15 protein-coding genes are annotated in these 18,161 nt (G+C 67.7%); 9 read left to right on the forward strand and 6 right to left on the reverse strand.

What is annotated here, in order from left to right; all coding sequences use genetic code 11:
- Window positions 1-59 precede the first annotated feature (59 nt).
- Both H6717_32680 and H6717_32685 read right to left on the reverse strand, forming a co-directional pair.
- On the reverse strand, window positions 60-2,039 hold the full coding sequence (locus tag H6717_32680) for a hypothetical protein (GenBank protein ID MCB9581834.1): 1,980 nt from the start codon (window positions 2,037-2,039) through the stop codon (window positions 60-62).
- Window positions 2,036-4,063, reverse strand: coding sequence for a hypothetical protein (locus tag H6717_32685; GenBank protein ID MCB9581835.1), 2,028 nt, complete (start codon window positions 4,061-4,063; stop codon window positions 2,036-2,038). Before H6717_32685 ends, H6717_32680 begins: the two co-directional genes overlap by 4 nt.
- Before the next feature lie 292 nt (window positions 4,064-4,355).
- Here H6717_32685 and H6717_32690 point away from each other — a divergent pair, with 292 nt between their 5' ends.
- The 3 genes from H6717_32690 to H6717_32700 all read left to right on the forward strand — a co-directional run bounded on the left by H6717_32690 (window position 4,356) and on the right by H6717_32700 (window position 8,307).
- A complete protein-coding gene (locus H6717_32690; protein ID MCB9581836.1) occupies window positions 4,356-6,209 on the forward strand; it encodes a hypothetical protein in 1,854 nt (617 codons plus the stop codon).
- A gap of 39 nt (window positions 6,210-6,248) precedes the next feature.
- Window positions 6,249-7,844 carry a HAMP domain-containing histidine kinase gene (locus tag H6717_32695; GenBank protein ID MCB9581837.1) on the forward strand — a complete coding sequence of 532 codons (1,596 nt, stop codon included), beginning with the start codon at window positions 6,249-6,251 and terminating at the stop codon, window positions 7,842-7,844.
- A gap of 223 nt (window positions 7,845-8,067) precedes the next feature.
- Entirely contained in the window at window positions 8,068-8,307 is a 240-nt protein-coding gene (locus H6717_32700; GenBank protein ID MCB9581838.1) for a hypothetical protein, read from the forward strand.
- A gap of 39 nt (window positions 8,308-8,346) precedes the next feature.
- Here the strand turns inward: H6717_32700 and H6717_32705 are convergent, their stop codons facing one another.
- Entirely contained in the window at window positions 8,347-9,282 is a 936-nt protein-coding gene (locus H6717_32705) for a M23 family metallopeptidase (protein ID MCB9581839.1), read from the reverse strand.
- A gap of 1,177 nt (window positions 9,283-10,459) precedes the next feature.
- On the opposite strand from H6717_32705, the gene H6717_32710 reads away from it, so the two are divergent.
- On the forward strand, window positions 10,460-11,209 hold the full coding sequence (locus tag H6717_32710; protein ID MCB9581840.1) for a tetratricopeptide repeat protein: 750 nt from the start codon (window positions 10,460-10,462) through the stop codon (window positions 11,207-11,209).
- Entirely contained in the window at window positions 11,206-12,381 is a 1,176-nt protein-coding gene (locus tag H6717_32715) for a DUF2062 domain-containing protein (protein MCB9581841.1), read from the forward strand. Before H6717_32710 ends, H6717_32715 begins: the two co-directional genes overlap by 4 nt.
- Here H6717_32715 and lipB read toward each other — a convergent pair.
- From lipB to H6717_32730, 3 genes are all read right to left on the reverse strand, one after another.
- Window positions 12,276-12,992, reverse strand: a complete 717-nt coding sequence (gene lipB, locus H6717_32720) for a lipoyl(octanoyl) transferase LipB (GenBank protein ID MCB9581842.1) — start codon at window positions 12,990-12,992, stop codon at window positions 12,276-12,278. The two genes, H6717_32715 and lipB, sit on opposite strands and share 106 nt — an antisense overlap.
- Entirely contained in the window at window positions 12,989-14,488 is a 1,500-nt protein-coding gene (locus H6717_32725) for a response regulator (protein MCB9581843.1), read from the reverse strand. The genes lipB and H6717_32725 overlap by 4 nt, the downstream gene beginning before the upstream one ends.
- Window positions 14,489-14,595: 107 nt before the next feature.
- A complete protein-coding gene (locus tag H6717_32730; GenBank protein ID MCB9581844.1) occupies window positions 14,596-15,213 on the reverse strand; it encodes a CPBP family intramembrane metalloprotease in 618 nt (205 codons plus the stop codon).
- Window positions 15,214-15,276: 63 nt separating this feature from the next.
- Between H6717_32730 and H6717_32735 the strand changes: the two genes are divergently transcribed.
- The 4 genes from H6717_32735 to H6717_32750 are packed head-to-tail and all read left to right on the forward strand — an operon-like array spanning window position 15,277 to window position 18,074.
- A complete protein-coding gene (locus H6717_32735) occupies window positions 15,277-15,975 on the forward strand; it encodes a sigma-70 family RNA polymerase sigma factor (GenBank protein ID MCB9581845.1) in 699 nt (232 codons plus the stop codon).
- 48 nt (window positions 15,976-16,023) lie between these two features.
- A complete protein-coding gene (locus H6717_32740) occupies window positions 16,024-16,359 on the forward strand; it encodes a hypothetical protein (GenBank protein ID MCB9581846.1) in 336 nt (111 codons plus the stop codon).
- Window positions 16,360-16,386: 27 nt separating this feature from the next.
- On the forward strand, window positions 16,387-17,457 hold the full coding sequence (gene mnmA / locus H6717_32745; GenBank protein ID MCB9581847.1) for a tRNA 2-thiouridine(34) synthase MnmA: 1,071 nt from the start codon (window positions 16,387-16,389) through the stop codon (window positions 17,455-17,457).
- Entirely contained in the window at window positions 17,451-18,074 is a 624-nt protein-coding gene (locus H6717_32750) for a hypothetical protein (GenBank protein MCB9581848.1), read from the forward strand. Before mnmA ends, H6717_32750 begins: the two co-directional genes overlap by 7 nt.
- Window positions 18,075-18,161 lie beyond the last annotated feature (87 nt).

The following is an 18,161-nucleotide window of genomic DNA, read 5'->3' on the forward strand; positions in this document are numbered from 1 at the left end:
CTCCGCCTCCTCGGCAACGGTTCATGGTTTTCCCTAACGCCTGAACTGTCAACGCTTTTTCAGCGTGGGCCGGTGGCGACGACCTCCAGGTAATCCAGGGCCACGCCTGGGGAGTGGGTGGCGACGCTGACCCGGTGGCTGCCCGGCCCGAGGGCCAGCGTTGGCCCCTCTGTGCTCCAACATTCGCCTTTTTTGTGCGGCGCTCGCGTCTCGGTTCCCAGCACGATGGTGCGTCCCTCGGTATCGCTTTCGGCCGCCCAGCCAGCGCGCAGTCGGAATTGCTCCGCCCGAAGCAGTGGGAGCTCCACGGTGATGGCTGACCCCTCGCCGCTGGAGCGCAGACTCAGGGCTCGACCGCCCGACGCGCAGCCGGCGAAGACGGGCATCGCCCAACCCTTGGACACCGCCAGCGGAGGCCACTCGGCTTCGGCCTCGAAGCGGGGGGTGGCGGGGGGCCGCAGGGTGAGGGGCTCGATGCGCGGGTTGGAGCTCGGGGTGAAGGGGTCGAAATCGTAGCGGTACACCGGCGGGCGCCCTAGCGACTCCCACAGCACCCAGTCGTGGGCATCGTCCCGACGGCGCGCGACCTGAAGGCGGCGGGCGTCGGGATCGAACCCCAGATTGAAGCCGTGGTCGGTGTGCACGAAAACCAGGCCCTGGTCGACACCCGCTCGGGCCAGCACCTCGGGCTCGAACATCGGCCGTCCACCTTCGCGCTCGGCGAGGGCCACGTGGGCGTAGCTGCCCCGTAGGGCAAAGCCGGCCAAGGCCAGCGGTAGCGCGAAGCGCGCCAGGGACAGCTCGTACACCCCCCAAGCCACCAACGCATGCTCGAGCGGCAGCGCGTCGGCGTACAGCCGCGCACCACCACCTGGGTAGGTGGCGTCGAAGTAGAACGGGACGTACGCCAGCAACACCAGGACGACACCGGCGACGGGAATGCGCAACCGCGCGTCCCGCAGCGCGCGCGCGACGGCGAAGGGGACCATCAGCGCCAGAGGCTCGGCGTTGGCCACATCCAGGCCATGGTGCAGCAGTCGCCGCCCCGTCGTCCCCAGTGCAGCGAGCAGATCGAAACCCTGGGGTAGCCGCGCTCGCACGAAATCCCCATGCTCGAACAGGCAGCCGACGCCGGCCCCGAATCCGTAGCGAAAACAGCCGGGGGGTCCGTCGGACAGGGAGTAGTAGCGCAGCTGGCTCGAGCCCAGGAGCTGCCCCGTGGTGGCGTGCTGATGGGCCAGCAGCAGCAGCAGGCCGACGCTGCTTCCCAGCAGTACCCAGGGCAGCCGTCGCAGTTGGCGATCCCGCAACACGATCCCCGTCACCAACACCAGCGCCACGCCGCCGGTCACGGGTCGCGTGGCACAGAGCCACCCCGCAGATAGCCCGGCGAGCAGCAGCCAGCGATTGCCCTGAAGCGCGAAGAGCAACGCGGCGGCGAGCAACAACGCCGACAGCCCGTGCGCCATGGTGTCCGCCGTGTGGTAGCGCAGGGCGGCGCAGGACACCGACAGCGCCGCGGCGAGCAAAGCGAGCTTTGGACGCTGGAACAGTCGCAGCGTCAGGGCGTAGGTGACGACGACCAACGCTGCTGCCAACACGGGACCGATGGCGAGGGGGGCGCCGAACAGGAAACCCAGGGCCAGCACCGCGGGGTAGCCGGGGGGGAAGAGAACGCCAAGGGCCGTGCTACCCGGTGGCGTCACGAGGAAGCGTCCGCGAAAGGAGCCGGAGGGCAGCGGAGTGGAGAACACCAGCTTGCCCTCGGCCATTGCCCGCGCTTCCAAGAAGTAGCTGGTGGCATCGATGATCCGAGGACCGCCGCGGAGGTAATGCAGGACGTAACCCCAGGAGAGGAGGGCGGCCGTCAGCGCCAGCAGTAAGACGGCGCGGCGCGGGTGCGCCAGCAGGGGGCGGAGCAGTCGCTCTCGTGTGGCCTGGGGCAGTAGCGCCACGAGCACTGCGCCCGCAGCGACAGCGAGGGCCGCCCAGGCGGGGCCATCGGGGGGCAGGCCGAAGCTGTTCAGCCCCGGTGTCACGGGCGCTGCAGCACGAACAGGTGATGCAAGACGTGCTCGCCTCGCTCGGCCGTGAGCTCCACGGACGAGGTTTCCTTCACCACGTCCGCCGGGACCATGAGGGGCACCTCCACCCAACCCTCGCGCGCCGGAAGGAACACCTTCCCGATGGAGTGACCGTTCACGGAGACCATGATTTCTGCAGGCTGGGCCGGGGCGCCGCGGAACAGCAGGCGCGTGGGCTTTCGGGGAGCGAGGTGGTGGAGAACGAACCGCTCCCGGGAGCCCTGTGGCGCGATACGCCCGGCGTCCCACACGTCTTTCGTGGGCGAGGCCGGGTTGGGCAGGAGCTTCATGTCGACATAGCCGACCGCGCCGTCGAGGACGTACTGATGAGCGGCCTCGTTCACGATGTCCGCGAAGTCCAGCTCGTCCGCCACGCGCTCGCCCGGCGCCGTGGCGAAGGGACGGTCGCTGCCTTCGAAGGAGCTCCAGTGGGGTCGGTACAGGACCTTGGCGGCTCCGCCGCAGATCACGTTGCCCTCCACCGGGACTTCCGCCAGCACCTCGCCGAACCACAGCGGGAAGGTGCCCCACCAGGAGGGGTAGATGGCGAGCAGGTCCGGGCGATCCGAGGGCGGGATGCGCTCCAATAGCTCGATGCCCGCTCCGATGCCGAGGCGCGTCGCCCGATCGAAGGGCAACCGTTTGTAGCCACCCAAACCGATGATGTCCAAGGCGGGCAGATCGGAGACGTAGGGAATGGCACCGGCATCTCCGACCAACACCCGATGAGGACGCGGTTCGAGCAGGCGCAGCAATCGTCCCACGCGCATGTGTTGATCGCGGATGTTCCGCGAGGCGCGACCGAAGAACCAAACCTGGTCTCGGAACTTGGAGCGTTGGTGGTAGGCCGAAAGACCGACGGCCACCACGGCGATGGCGGTGGTGGCCACGCGTAGCACCTTGCCGCGGCGCCCCAGGGCCCAGGTCTTGCCGATGAGCACCGCCGTGCCGAGGGCGGCGGCGAGCAGCATCCAAGCCACCGCGGGCATCACGTAGCGCTCGTTCTGCCAGCGCACCTGGCCGTTCAGAGCCGTGATGGCCACCCAGATCACGGTGCTCCCCACGAGCATCGCGCCGTAGCGCCGCGTGGTCCGGGGAACCAGCGAAACGAGCGCCAATACATAGGGGATGAATCCCACGCCACGCACGTCCGACAGGTGGTAGTCGCCGATGCGCATGAACTGGTACTTCACGTGGAACCACCAGGCATCGAGCACCTGACTACGGTTCAGGTGCGGGTGATACATCTCGAGCTTCACCAGCGCGCCGGCGGCGGTGCTGTCCCCGGTGTAGATCTTGTTCAGGACCGCATGGCCGATGACCATGAACGCTCCGGGCAAGGCGGAAAACAGCACCGCCCGCAGCGCCGTTCGGGTTCCGTGACGCTGTCGAATCACCGCGCCGGCGCTGAGGGAGAAGAGAGCCACCAGCACCGCCGCTTCGGGACGGGTGGCTACCAAGAAGCCACCCCAAACGCCCAACAGCAGCGCCATCCGCCCCGGGCGAGGGGGGGGCGCGGCGTCGGGTGGTCCTCGTAGCAGATCGTCCCACGCGATCAGCGTTCCAACCCACACGGCCAGGAACAGAGCGACCTCCATCCCGCTGAAGAAGCTCCAGTCGAGCACCCCGACGCCGAGCAGCGCCGGGAGCAGCAAGTAGCTGGTCCAGCGGGGCAGATCCCGGAACAGCCGGCGACTGCCCAGGAGCAGGGCGAGCACCGATACGCAGGCGATGATCGCCGCCCAGATCATCAAGTTCATGCGACGAAAGCCGACCCAGTAGCCGAAGGCCAACACGAAGGGGTACAGCAGGCTGGTTCCGCCGCTCGAGTAGCCATTGCCCTCGGACCACTCGAAGGGATGGCCGCGGGCGATGGCCCGGGCGAAGTCGAAATGGATGAAGACGTCGTCCAGCGGTGCAGACCACTCGCCGGGTTTCGCCAAGGGAAGCGTTCCCGTGTAGCTCGTCTGCAGCCGCATCGACGCATAGAACAAACACGCGACCCAGAGCGTCGCCGCTCCTGCGACGAGGGCGTATAGCCAGCGTTCCGCGCGGGCTCCCAGAAAGAGCCTGGGCGACCGCGCGGCGGGGCTCGGGCTCCGTCCGTCGCCGTCCATGGTCGAAGGTCGCCGATCTACCACGGCCAGCAGCTCTGGGTGGCCCTCGGACCGATTTGTGGCAGGGGTGGGGGGGACCTGATTCCAGGCTTGCTAGAACCCGGCGGAGGCGCTCTACTAGCCCTCCCGCTCGTTACGCGGAGCTCCTTACAGGATGCGTTGGTACATCGAAGTCTCTCGCGTTGGCGAGGATTCAAAGCCCGAGAACCATTGCCTCGAAGCGAAGCAATGGCAGGCGGCGTTGCAAGAAGCACGGCGCCGGCGCGGTGACTCGGGACCTCTCTCCAAGTTCTCCATCGAGCTCTTGGATGAGGGCTACCGCGCCGTGGATCCCGGTCAGCGCGTCCGCTACCTCGTGAAGAAGGCGCCTTCGGACGCGCCCCTCGTCGACCCCTCCGCCGCCAAGAAGTTCATCGCCGAGCCACCTCCCAAGACTCAGCCCATGGCGTCGCCCCAGCCCGTCAGCGAGGAGATCGAGGTGGACGTGGACGTGGACATGGCGGCACCCACGGATCCCGAGGCCGCGCCGCTGACGGACCCCGCGGCCTCCAAGCCGCCCACCACGGAGCGGATGCTAAACGGTCCTGCCATGTCTTCGGAGCCTGCGAAGCCAGCCGAGAGCACCCCGCCCAAGAAGGCGTCGCACCCGAATATCGTCGTGCCGGAGGACGCGGTGCCTCCGCCGCCCACCAAGCAACCCGCCAGCGCGGCACGGGTTTCCGCTCATCCCACGCAGCGAAGCCTGGAACCGGCGCGCGCGCCGGACTTCTCCGTCATCCGCAAGCGCGAAGAAGATCCTTCGGAGAGCTCTCCCATCGCGTACCGCGAGTACGCCTACGCCGTCGCCGAGGGCACCTCCGAAGTGGCCGCGGAGGTGCTGCTGTGGATGCGCTTTCGGGAGCTCGACGCGGCGCTCCAAAACGAGACCGCGCGGAAGTTCGTTCAGCTGGCGGTGTTCGACCACATCTTCGAGCGTCGCCCGGAGCGTGCGCCCATCGCGACCTTGGCGTGGAAGGACTGGCGGGGCGAGCCCGTCCTCAGCTTCCCGAATCGCAAGTCAGCGCCGGCCGCGCCACGATCCGCAACATCCTCCGCTCCACCCCGGCCGAGCCCTTCGGGTCCGGTATCCGCACCACCCGCTGCGTCGGCACCCGCGCCGGCATCGCCTGCCGCGTCAGCACCGCCTGCCGCATCAACACCCGCGCCTGCCGCGTCGGCACCGCCTGCCGCACCAACACCCGCGCCTGCCGCGTCGGCACCGCCTGCCGCGTCGGCACCGCCTGCCGCGTCGGCACCGCCCGCCGCGTCGGCACCGCCCGCCGCGTCGGCACCGCCCGCCGCGTCGGCACCGCCCGCCGCGTCGGAACCAGTACCTGCGCCCTCAGCGGCGCCCCAACCGGTCGTCGAAGCGGCGCCCGCACCGGTCGTCGAAGCGGCGCCCGCCGACGACAAGCCCGCTCACAAGGGGCGCCGTCGCGCAGGCGAAGACCTGATCGGTGAGCTGTTCGAGTCCATGCACGATCTGCACTTCATCCCCGACATGGTCGGCGGCGTGGAGTTCGTCCTGGAGACCCTGCGCGCCACGCTGCCCAGCGAGGCGGCGCTGGTCCACGTCTTCGACATCAACGCTCGCAACTTCGTCGTCGTTCGCGCGGATGGTGGCAGCGTCGAAAAGGTCCTGCTCCACCGCACCCCCGATACCCATCCGCTGTTCGCCGTCGCCATGCGTCGCACCCGCGCCACGCGGGTGGAGGACGCTTCCGACGACACGCGCTATGCGGACGGCCGTTGGACGGCCATCGGTGTGCAGCCGAAGGCCGCGCTCTTCGGTTCCGTGCAGCTCGGTGGCCGCTACCTGGGTGCCATCGAGCTCGCGAACCCCGAGGGCGGCGCGCCCTACTCGGAGCACGAGGCCCACGCCCTCGACTACATCTGCGAGCAGCTCGCCGAGTTTTTGGTCAATCGTCCCATCATCTTGGACCCCGAAGTGGTCCTGCCCAAATCCTGAGCACCGAGGCGCCCGCCCGCGCGCTATCTTGGGGGCGTCATGAGCGATCGGACGCGACGCGAGCGCCTGCTCACGTTCCTCCTCGTCCCCATCATCGTGGTGGCGGTCGTGGTGCTGCTCGTGGTCACTTTCCGCAACAGCTTCCAGCTCGAGAAGCTCCGGGAGCAGTCCGTGGTGGAAGCCACGTTGACGCTCGCTAACGAGAAGTCGGATCGCCTCGACAAACGCATCATCGAACAAGACAACGCCGTCTTGTCGCTCGTGGATCTCGACGATCGTTTCCGCTTCGGGACCGACTGGCTGGCGGTCGCCGCGCGCCAGACGCCCACCGTGCGCGGTGTGCTGTTGCTCGACATGTCCACACCCGCGCATGACGTCGTAGCCTTCGCGTCCCGCGCACCGGCGCCGGAGGCGGAGGCCTTTCGGCGACTGCTGGTCGGCTCCGTGGTGCCGGATCTGGAGCTCGGCACCGAGCCGCGCAGCCAGCTCCGCCACCTGCACAAGAGCTACGGCGGCCAGAGCTACTTGCTCAGCTACTGGCAGCGCGAGGTGAGCGGTCGTCGCTACTTGCTGGTGGCGTGGCACGACGTACCGCGCATCGTGCACGACTTGTTCCCCACGCTCTACTCCGAGCGCGATCGCCACAGCCGCGTGAACGTGGTGGATACCGAAGGGCGCATCGTGTACGGACCGCCGCTGAGCCGCGGTGGCTTCACCATCGGGCGTCGGTTCGAGACGACCCTCTACAAGTGGCGTCTCAACGTCACCCTGATCTCCGCCGAGGAGCTCACGGCCGCGGTAGCGCGGCGCCGCGCGCTGGAGCTGGCCCTCGTGGGGCTGTCGTGGCTGGTGGTGATCGCGGGGCTCACCGTGGTGCTCGTGGCCGCGGGGCGCGAGCGCAAGCTCTCCAACCTGAAGAGCGACTTCGTCGCCAACGTCTCCCACGAGCTGAAGACACCGCTTTCGTTGGTGCGCATGTTCGGCGAGCTGCTCCAGAGCGGCCGGGTGGACAGCAACGAGAAGCGGCAGCAGTACCTGGAGATCATCGTTTCAGAGAGCGAACGTCTCGGCGTGCTCATCGAAAATGTGTTGGATTTCGCCAAGGTAGAGCGAGGCAAGGCCGCCTATGACTTCACCACCGCGGATGTGGGGGACGTGGTGGCGCGCGCCGTGGAGGCCTGTCGCGTCCGTTCCCAGCGGGACAAGGTGGATCTGGTGCTCGACGTCTCCGAGGGCATCCCCAACGCAGAGCTCGACGAGCGCGCGATCGAGATCGCGATCATCAACCTGGTCGACAACGCCCTCAAGTACGCGCCCGATAGCGACCGCGTCGTGATCAGCGCTCGCGAGAGTGAAGGTTTCGCGGAGATCCGCGTTACGGATCGTGGTCCGGGCATCGCCGCGGAGGACCGCAAGCGCATCTTCGAGCGCTTCGTGCGCGGCAAGACCGCTCTGAACAAGCAGGTGCGGGGTAGCGGGATTGGCCTCGCGCTGGTCAAGCACATCGCCGAAGCCCATGGTGGCCGAGCCTGGGTGGAAGCGGTGGCGCCGCACGGCAGTGCTTTCGTGCTCACCATTCGACTTGGAGATCCGTCGTCGCGCCCCGCGTTTTCCGCGCGAGAAGCGACGGCGTGACCCGAGGTACCGCGCCGAACCGACAAACCCATCTTCAGAGAACCAGCACCGAGAAACCGAAGAACACGTCGCTTCGGCGGCGCCACCGAAGAAGAAGAGGAAGAGCGGCGCCAGCCAGTACGTCAAGAGCATCGCCGAGGCCCTCGCTTTGGGCGAACCGGAGCGCACCTGCGTGGCTTTCCTCACGCGGAAGGGCCTTTCCGAGCGCCAGATCGAGCAGGTCATGACACGCGCGCGCAGTCGGGTGCAGCGGGATCGGGACGAAGCGGAGCTGGCTGTGGAAGACGCGCGGGCCGTTCGCGACGGCGAGCGTCAGAAGCACCTGCTGGTCGGCGGCCTCTGGTTCGCCGGCGGACTGCTGCTCACGCTGGTGACGTTCTCAGCTGCGTCCGGGGGCGGGCACTACGTCCTCGCTTGGGGACCGATGGTGTACGGTGCCATCCGCATGCTCCGTGCGCTCTGATTCCGCATCATGTCGGGGCGGCGCGATACCCGTCGCGTCTCAGGGAGCGACTTCGCCGTCGTCGCTGGTCGACTGCAGCTTCTGCAGGTCCTTGTCGGTCAGGTAGATCGGATTGCCGTTTTGGGGCGCCGGAGCAGCGGGGGTCGGCTCCGGCGCGGCGGCTCGAGGCGTCTCCGGTGCGGCGGCGGGCTCCGGCTCGTCCGGCTCGTCCGGCCCTTCGTCGGGCGGCGCACTTTCCGTCGTTGCGGACGCCGGCTCGGTGGGCGGCGCGGCCAGCGGCTGCGGCGCGGGAATCGAGTCGAGCAGCGCGTCGTACTTCGCCTTCACCTTTGCGAAGTCATCGCGCTGGCTCGGCGGCAGCACGCGCATGCCGTCGAGGTTCAGCGTCTCGGCATCGAAGAACTTGCCGTCGCGTTTGGCCGTGAAGTGGAGGTGCGGCCCGGTGGAGCGGCCCGTCGAACCCACGTAGCCGATGGTCTGCAGGCGTGTGACGTGATCCCCGACCTTGAGCCCTTCGGCGAAGCGCGACAGGTGCGCGTAGCCCGTCTCGATGCCACCGGCGTGCTGGATCTTCACGAGGTTGCCGCTGGGGCCGGCGGGGCCGATGAAACTGATGGTGCCGTAGGTGGATGCGCCGACCGGCGTGCCGGCCGCCGCTCCGAAGTCCGTGCCCGTATGCGCCACGATCTTGTGCAGGATCGGGTGCATGCGTTTCGGGTTGAAATGCGAGGTGATGGGGGCGTCTTTCACCGGCTTGCGCCAGCCTCCCTCGTAGGGAGAGCGCCCGTTGGCGTCGTAGTAGGCGCGGGTCTGAGGCCCTCGGTAGAAGTACACTCGCAGAGGCTTGGCCGAGGCATCTGCGGGCCTGAGCTCCAGCGCTTCCACTCCCGCGTAGCGCGACCACTCACCCAGCACGGTGATGCCCTGAGCCACGACGCGGATCACGTCACCGCGCTTCAGCTCCTCGAGATCCATGTGGCCGTCCAGGGCTTTGGCGAGCACCGCGGAGATCCCGGGATCGAGCCCGGCCTTTTGCGCCGAGTCATCCACGCTGCCGTCGATCACGAAGGCGGCCTTGATCTGCTCGTGCTCCACCTTCAAGTCGAGCTTCTTGCCGTCGAGCAGGCCGTCCTTGCCCTCGCGCGCTTGGTAGATCTCTTCGGCGCTCACGATGTACTCGAAGGCCTTCACCTTCTTGGTGGAACGCTCGACGAGAGCAGCGAACTTGTCGGTCTTGTCGCACTTGTCGAGGTTCTTCAGGTCCTTCAAGGCCGTCAGCACCCGGTAGGCCTGAGCCTTCTCCAGACCCGCGTCCTGGACGGCACGCAAGAACGGAGAAAGCCCGATGGTGCCCTCGATGAAACGCATCCCGGGCTCGTCCTTGCCGTCCTTCACTCGCCACGGACCCTGGACCTTCTGGCGCTTCGGACGGACGGGCGGTGGCGCCACGGCGCTGGCGACGGGGGTTGCGGCGGCGGACTCGGCGGGCTCCGGCTCGGCGCCGTTCAGCTGCCACGGCCGAGGCTCGAGCCCCATGACCAACGCGACCAGGGACGCCACCGTCGCCAAGCCCAACAGCGTCCCGAACAGCGCAACCAGGGTGGGGGAAAGCTGCGGACGTCCTCGGCCGATGGCGGGGGCAGATGGCGGTCGATGGGAGATCGGCCCCGAGACCTCGGCGTCGAGCTCGTCCAGACCGCTCCGGGCACGAGCCGGCGGGTCGGGATCGGTGCTGCTCTGGGGCGACCGCGCTTGCCGCGCCGCTGCCGCTCGGGCGAGGAGCCGCGCCTTGATGGGGTGTTGGCCCGGTTCGGGAGGCGCCTCCAAGACCGGGGGCTCCTCTACCTCGGCGGGCTCTTCTGCGGCTATCGGAGCGGAATTTTCGGGATCCGCCGCGCCGCTGGTGGTGGATTCCGGGGACACCTCGGCATCGAGCTGGAGCTCCGGCTCGGTCTCACCATCGTCACGGGCCAGCGGGTCGACGATGCGACCGACGTGTCGTGCGCCGCCCGGTCCAGGTTGGGACGCCACGAGGCGGGGCCTAGCAGCGGCCTGGCCCAGCGGCAAGCCGTGGTCGCCGGCGGCCGGGTTTGGCATGCTCCCCGACCCCGGGACTTTTCCCGCGGCCCGGTTTCAACCACACTGCCGATTCATGGACGACCACCTGAAGCAGCTTCTGGTCCTCGGACGCGAGCACTACCAGAAGCGCGAGTACGACAAGGCGGAATATCTGCTGCGCCAGGTGGCGGAAAAGAACGACCAATACGCTGACGTCCACCACATGTTGGGGGTAATCACCCACAGCCGGGGGGACTTCGCTCAGGCGGAGCAGCACTTCGAGCGGGCGGTCGAGCTGAACCCAAACTACACGGAAGCCGCGCTGAACCTGATGGTCACCTACAACGACCTCGGGAAGTACGAGGCTGCCCGGGAGATCTACGCCAAGATCCGCGACCGCGGTGAGGGGCACGAGCGCCAGCCGGACCCCTTTGCGAAGGGCAAGATCGCGAACATGCACGCGGAGCTGTCGCAGGCCTATCAGGACATCGGCATGACCTTGGATGCCATCCGCGAGCTCGAGAAGGCGACCGCCTTGTGCCCCACCTTCGCGGATCTGCGCACCCGTCTCGGCGTCTTGTATCGCGACACGGGTGACAAGGTGCACGCCCGCGAGCAGTTCGAAGCCGCGAAGCAAGCCAACCCCAAGTACCTGCAGGCCCGCGTGCTGCTCGGCGTCCTGCTGCTCAGCGCCGGAGAGAACGACGCCGCGCAGGCGGAGTTCGAAGCCGTGGTCGCCCAAGATCCGGACAACAAGAGCGCAGCCACATATTTGCGGATCGTGAGCGCCCAGCGCGAAAAGAGCAGCCGGCCGCCGAGTGGCGGCGACGCTCCGACCTCGTGAGCCCACGCAAGAAGCCGAGTCGCTGGCGCCGGCTGTGGACGCGGCTCCGCGGCGGCGAGCTCTCGCCCAAGCGCGCCAGCGCTTCCGTGGCGGTGGGGCTCTTCGTCGGCTCACTGCCGCTGTACGGGTTGCATTTGCCGCTGTGTTTGCTGGTCTGCGTCCCGCTCCGGCTCGACGCGGTGACGGCGTACTTGGCAGCCAACGTGTCGAACCCGCTGTTCGCGCCCTTCCTGGTCACGGCCGAGGTGGAGGTCGGGGCGCTGGTCACCAGCGGCGGCTTCGTGGAGTTCACGGTAGAACAGGCGCGCGCGCTGGGCGTGGGTGGCTTCGTGCTCCAGCTTGCCGTCGGATCGGTGGTGGTGGGCGCGGCTCTGGCGCTGGTGGGGGGCGTGGTCACGCGTCGCTTGGTCCGAGAGCCCACGGCCGAGAGTCGCGCGCTGCGCGGGGCCGTGGAACGGACGGTCCAGCGCTACGCCGACGCGCCCCGCGCCCATCGGTTCTATGTCGCCCTCAAGCTGGAGAGCGATCCGCTGACGGGACGGCTGGCCAAGCTCGCGGATCTCGGTGAGGTCGCGGACGCCGCGTGTGGCCGCGGGCAGTTCGCCCTGTTACTGTTCGAGCTCGGAGCCGCGAAGCGCGTCGTGGGCTTCGATTGGGACGCCACCAAGATAGAAGTGGCTACGGCCGCTGCGGAAGGCGACATCGAGCTCTCCGTAGCCGACCTTCGCAACGTGGAGCTTCCGGAAGTGGACACGCTGCTGTTGCTGGATGCGCTGCACTATCTCGGCGTCGAGGAGCAGGACTTGGTGCTCGAGCGGGCCGTCGCCAGTGTGCGTCCCGGGGGGCGCGTTCTCATCCGCGAGCTCGACGGGGCGACGCGCGGTGGACGCTTGGCGCTCCTGTTCGAGCGCATGGCCGTGCGAGCGCGGTTGAACTCCGGCGAGCGCATCACCGCGCGGCCCATCGCGGACATCGTCGCTCGACTGGCGAAGGCAGGGTTCGCCGTGCGTGTACAGAGCGCCGGGGGGCTTTTGGGCAACCGCCTGGTGGTCGCGGAGCGCCCGGCTCAGCTCGAGAGCTCGGCGACTTCGGCGTCGAGCACCTCGGCCAGCGTCTCGAGCGCTGGCGCCACCATGGAGGCCACGGTGGGGGCCGCACCCGTGAGCGCCTGAACCGACGTCACGCCGTGCTGGCTGATGCCGCAGGGCACGATGAGTCCGAAGAGCTCGAGATCCGTCGACAGATTCAGGGCAAAGCCGTGCATCGTGATCCAGCGACTGATGCGCACCCCGATGGCACCGAGCTTGGCCAGGCGGCGAGCGTCCTTCGCACCGGGCCAGCGACTGGGCTCGGTGGCGTCCACCCATAGCCCGATCAGGGCCTTGTCGTCGGGGATCGCGCCGGCATCCACGCCGAACGATGCCGCCAATCGCCGCATGGTTTCCGTCAGGTCCCCCACGTACCTGCGGACGTCCTGGCGGTCGGGAGAAAGGTCCAGGATCGGATAACAGACGAGCTGCCCGGGGGCGTGGAGCGTCACGTCGCCTCCTCGTCCAGTGTCGATCAGATCCACTCCGCGAGCACTCAACAGCTCGCGAGGCAGGAGCACGTGCTCGGCGGCCGCGCCACGCCCCATGGTGATCACGGGCTCGTGCTCCACGAACAACACGGTGTCGGAACGGGAACCCGCGCGCCGCTCTTCGTGATAGCGCTGCATCAGCTCGTGAACTGGGGCGTAGCGCTGCCGTCCGAGCCACACGCCGTGGAGACGACGCTTCTTCATTCCGGAACGTGCTTGCCGTCGGCTTGCAGTTGCTCGCGCAGCTCGTCAATCCGATCGGTGAACGTGCCAGCGAGATCCGGATCGAACTGCGAGCCGGAGCAGCGCGTGATCTCGTTCACGGTGACCTCGTGGGGCAACGCACGGCGATAGGCACGATCGCTGGTCATCGCGTCGTAGGTGTCCGCGATGGAGATGATGCGAGCAATGAGCGGGATCTCGACTCGCGAGAGGCCCAGGGGATAGCCCCGGCCATCCCAGCGCTCGTGGTGCAAGTGGACGCCGGGAATGACCGGTTCCAAGAACTTGATGGGGTCGAGGATCTCCCGCCCGTACACCGGGTGCTTCTTGAAGATCTCGTACTCTTCTTGGGTCAGCTTGCCCGGCTTGTTCAGGTTCATGACGCAGCCGACCTTGCCGATGTCGTGCATCAAGGCCGAATGCCGCACGACCTCGATCATGGCGTCGGACAACCCGAGCCAGCGAGCGAGGGCGACCGCGTACAGGGCGACCCGCTCGGAGTGTCCTGCGGTGTAGCGGTCCATCTTGTCGATGGTCTGCGCCAGACCCTGGATGGTCTGGTTGAAGGTTGCCTGCAAATCCTCGTACAGCCGTGCGTTTTCGATGGCCGCGGCGGCGCGGGAGGCGATGATGCTCAGCAGCTTACGCTGCCCCTCGTCGAAGCGCTTGCTAGGGGTGAGAGAGACGGCCGAAAGCCACCCAATCAAACGGTCCCGCATCTTGAGCGGGACCACCGCGATGCTGGAGACCGGGGGACCCGGTAGCTTCGCGAACAGATCCTGAGCCCGGTTGCCCTGCTCCACGAGGGGATCGCCGGACGACAGGCGCGTCACGATCTTCTCCACGTCCAGCTGCCCGACGTTCTCCGTCTCGGAGACACTCGCCCCACGCTCCACGTGGCGCTCGAAGTAGCTACCCTCGCCGTCCTCCAGCCAAGTCGAGGCGACGTCGGCACGGACCTCCCCCAAAGCGCTATCCAGGAGCGTGGCGACTACCTCGTCGAGGGACAAGCTGGCGCTGATCGCTTCGCTCACCTTGTATAGCGACACCGCCTCGCGCAGACGAAGGTTCTCCGCGGCTAAGCGCCGCTTCTCGAGCCCGCGCTGCACGATGTGCACGATCTCCTCGACCTTGAACGGTTTGAGGATGTAGTCGTACGCACCGCGCTTCATGGCGTCGATCGCGGTTTCCACGGTGCCAAAGCCCGTCATGATCACGGTGATCGTGTCGGGGTGAGTGTGGGAGACTTCCTTCAGTAGCTCGAGGCCGCCCATCTTCGGCATCTTGAGGTCGCTGATGACCAAGTCGTACTGGGCTCGCGCGAGCTCCGAGATCGCACTGGCGCCATCTTCGGCGGTGCGGACTACGTAGCCCTCCATGCCGAGGAAGTCCGCGAGGATGTCGCGAATGAATTTCTCGTCGTCGACGACGAGCACACGCGGGCGCTCGTCCAAGGGGGCTTCGTTCGAGGCAGCCATCCAGTTCGTGGGGGAGTGATCGTAACAGAAGTTTTCCGGCGGACTCGACTATCCGCGGCTGGGCCTGCGTCTAGCGCCGAAACCGGTGAGCTGTCGAGCCGCCGCCGTCAGCTGCGTTGACCCAGAAGCCCACCCAGCGAGCGACGCGGCGGCTCCGGATCGTGGGCTTTCAGGTAGTGCAGGTTCAACCCATTCACGAGGGCGTGGGCCACCAGCGGGCCGGCCAGCGAGCCGCTGAGTTGGAAGACGCCTCCGAGCAGGAGCCCGACCAGCGTCGCCCACGCCACCCACACCCAGCGGCTCGGCCCACGGATCTGGTGCACCAGCCCGAACAGCAGCGCTTGGGGCACGAGGCCGAGCCAGGGCGCCAGTAATCCTCGAAACAAGAGCTCTTCCCCAACGGCGCTGAGAGCCGCCAGGGCGATGATCCCGCTCAGTGACATGCCCCGCGCGAGCGGACGCAACTCCGCATGGAGCCGCCGCGCCCACGAGAAGCGGGTGACGAACAGCCGCGTCGACATCACAATCAAGCCGCCGAGGGCAGCTCCCAACATCGCGCTGTAGATGTGACGACCAGGGTCGCCGAGCATTAGCCAGGGGTCCGGATGGACGAGCGGAGATCCCGATCGCCACACCACGGCGATGAGGCTCGAAGCCGCGCCCAAGATGGCGTAAGCGGCAGCGAACCGGCCCCAGCGGAACATCGCCAAGACTATGGCATGCATGGGTCCGCGGCGCATCTGCCCGTCGGGGCTTCGCGTTCGGTCGAACCCTGATATTGTTCCGACGTGGCCACGCCGGAAGACCCGCCCGAGGTATTGGAGCGGTTCCATCAGACCCTCGAGCTCGTCGAGATCATCGCTCGGCAGGTGGGCCGCAGCGTGGGCCGCATGGCCGACCTTTCAGACCTGATCAGCTATGGTCGCGAAGGGCTCTTGGATGCTGCGCGGCGTTTCGAACCAGAGCGTGGCGTTCCGTTCCGTGCGTACGCGAATTATCGCGTCAAGGGAGCCATCATCGATGGCATCCGGGCCATGTCGCACCTGCCGCGGCGCGTTCACGAGCGCCTTTCGGCGTTGGAGGCCGCGTCGCGCTACTCGGAGGGTGCGGCCGAGGACACTTTCGCCGCGGCGGCTAAGAGCAATGCCGAGCAAGCCCTGTCGGATCACCTGGCGGGGATGGCCGCGGCCATGGCCATCGGCTTGGTGGCGCATCCCGGACGGGGCGAAGAGGGGGAACACGTCGGAGTCGCCACCACCGCAAATCCCGAGGATGCCGTGGCGACGGTCGAGCTCTTGTCCGTCGTGCGGGAGGCCATCGACACGCTCCCCGACCAAGAGGCAGAGCTGGTGCGACGCCACTACCTCGAAGGCGAGCGTTTCGACCACGTGGCGAAGGACCTCGGGCTGTCGAAGTCCTGGGCCAGTCGGCTCCACACCCGCGCCATCGGTCGTCTCAGCAAGCGCCTCCGTGGTGTGAACGGCTGACGGCGCCTTTCTTCGCAACTCGGTGGGGAGGGTGCCGACTCGAGGCCCATGTCCGCTCCCATTTCCGGTGCCGCTGGCGCCGAAGCTCGTATGCAAATCGTCACGGACGCCGCGGATTCGGCGCAGTCCGCCGCCCCTGCCGCGCCGGCGGAACGAACCGGGCCGTCTTTCGGCAAGGTCCTCGAGCGTCTTGGTCACGAGGTGGACCGGGGCGAAGGCATCGTGAATCGAGCGGTGCACGGCGGCGGGCACATGGACGCCCGCGGCCTCATCGCGCTGCAAGCCGGGATTTATCGCTACACCGAGGCCGTGGAGCTGTGCTCCAAGCTGGTGGATCGTGCGGGCTCGGCCGTCCGCACCACGCTGCAGGGGTCCGGCGGCTGAACCGTCGGGGGTGCTATCCTCCACCCCATGCCGGAGCGCGTCCTGGTTGCAATGAGCGGAGGTGTCGATTCCTCCGTCGCGGCGGCGCGCCTGGTGAAGCAGGGTTTCGATGTGGTCGGGGTCACCCTGCACCTGTGGGACTACCCCGACGACGGTACGGTGAAGGGACGCTGCTGCGCGCCGGAAGACGTCCATGACGCGCGCAGGGTCGCGGATTTCCTGGGTATCCCCCACTACTCCTTCGATCGGCGCGGACTGTTCCAGAAGGAAGTGATCGACCCCTTCGTCGAGAGCTACCTGGAGGGTGAGACCCCGAGCCCCTGTGTGCGGTGCAATCGAGGGGTGAAGATCCGGGAGCTCCTGACGCTGGCGCAGCGCCTGGAGGCCGCCAGCGTCGCGACCGGCCACTACGCACGCATCGGTGGGCCGCCAGAGTGCCCGACTCTCCTGCGCGCCGTGGATGGCGACAAGGACCAGAGCTACTTCCTGCACATGCTGAGCCCCGATGTGTTGGGTCGCTTGCGTTTCCCTCTCGGTGCTGCGACGAAGGCGGAGGTTCGCGCCGAGGCCGAGCAGCTGGGCCTGCCTGGCGCGAGCAAAGGCGAGAGCCAAGAGCTGTGCTTCGTTCCAACGGGGCGGTACGATGCTTTCGTGACGGAAAGGGCCGACAGTCGCGTTCGTCCTGGTCCCATCGTGGATGCTTCCGGCCGTGTGGTTGGCGAGCACGACGGGATCCACCGCTTCACCCGAGGTCAGCGGAAGAACCTCGGCGTCTCGCTCGGGTATCGCGCCTACGTTCTCGACATCCAGGCGCAGACCGGCCGGGTGACGGTGGGACCCCGCGAGGCGTTGGGAGCGCGAGCCGCACGCCTGGCGGACGTCTCTCTGCGTGGGGACGAGAGCCTACCCCTCGAGTGCGAGGTCGCGGTGCGCTATCGGGCGCGACCGGTTCCCGCCCTCCTCACTCCGGTGGAGGGTGGGGTACGGTTGGAGCTGCGGGAGAGCGTCCCCGCGGTGGTTCCAGGCCAATATGCCGTGTTCTATCGCGGCGAGGAAGTGCTCGGCGGCGGTGTGATCCAAGCCACGGAGGCATCATGAGCCGCTGGGTGCTGCTGCTCGCCGCGCTGCTGCTGCTCGGCTGTACGACGGGGGAGGGAGACGGTGAGGTCAAGAGCGACAAGCTCTACGTGGAGGACTGCTGGAATGGCCCCTTCGACCTCAAGCCGACCTTCTTCGGGGCGAACCCTTACCTCAACACCCTCACGATTCGGGTGCAGCGCGGTGACAACATCGAAGAGGTTTCCGATGGCCTCATCGTAGTCGTGAATGATGTCTCGGGGATCCGCGGAGCGCGGTTGAACCAACCGCTCAAGGTGGGGTTGCCTCCCGGCGTGACCCCCCCGGGAGTGCCGGTGGTCTATGACCCCGAACCTCCGCTGGTGAGTCTCTCCCTGTACCTCCACGATACCTGTCACAAGCAGAACGGTACGCTGTACTCCCTCGACGGGACCATCACCTTCAAGTCGCTGTTCAGCGGTGACTTGAACGAGGGTAATGCGGACGATCGGCTGACCGACGCCAAGTTCGAGGCGAGCTTCGCCGACCCCCGCCACCTCCAGCCCGATCTCACGGTGGACCCCGAACGGATGAGCACCGTGACCGGGTGGTTTCGCTTCTTTTTCGAGCGCGGGCAGCCAGCGCAGCCGTTCCAGTGACGCCCTGCGCGAAGTGCGCTTCGCAGGTCCCGTGTGGGAGCGCAACCCACCCGCACGGGAAGGGCTCGTCGGGTTGATTCCAAGCCC

This window comes from Polyangiaceae bacterium, from assembly GCA_020633235.1.
In the GTDB taxonomy this organism is placed as follows: Bacteria; Myxococcota_A; Polyangia; order Polyangiales; family Polyangiaceae; genus JACKEA01.